The sequence below is a fragment of the Francisella sp. SYW-9 genome (genome assembly GCF_008711465.1).
Lineage (GTDB): Bacteria > Pseudomonadota > Gammaproteobacteria > Francisellales > Francisellaceae > Francisella.
In genome coordinates this window covers 1-518 of sequence record NZ_VXKQ01000083.1, presented here as the reverse complement: position 1 = coordinate 518, position 518 = coordinate 1, and the positions used below count along the sequence as shown (strand labels likewise).

Sequence of the window (518 nt, the reverse complement as noted above, 5' to 3'; positions counted from 1 at the left end):
ATGAATGATGCCAGAGATTACTGCTTCATGGTCGCTAACTTCAGGGTTCTTAAATACTTTACCTTCAGCTTTAGTAACCTGAGCACCAAAATCAAAATCACCACGTGCCATTTATTTAGTCTCCTATTGTTACACTACACAATCATAGGCCGAACTAAGCCGACCTATTGTTCTATAGTGTCCAGTAATTATTTGGTCAGATTGTCTAACTCAATCTCCAGCATAACAATCTCTTTCTTCAGGCTGTCAGATGCAGCTTGATGTACCAGAGCAATGGATTCCTTGTTCTCTTCGAAGTCAGCTTTAAGGTTGTCACGTTCTTGCTGGTGACGTGCTAACATCTCTTCAACCTCTTTGACTTGGCGTGCATTCAGGTCATCACGAGATGCATAGTAGCGGTTATGACAGTCAATCATTTGAGAACTACGATGCTCTTCAACTTTAACTTGCTCTGCCTGTACTGCTTCGATGCGAGCCTCAATAGCTTTGATGGCCTTGGACTTGAACTTATTAGCCAG

At 42.3% G+C, this 518-nt stretch carries 1 protein-coding gene; it reads right to left on the bottom strand.

What is annotated here, in order from left to right; genetic code table 11:
- Window positions 1-188: 188 nt before the first annotated feature.
- Window positions 189-518 (bottom strand): hypothetical protein (locus tag F3D62_RS12630; RefSeq protein ID WP_150468588.1); only part of this gene is annotated, 330 nt, incomplete at its 5' end.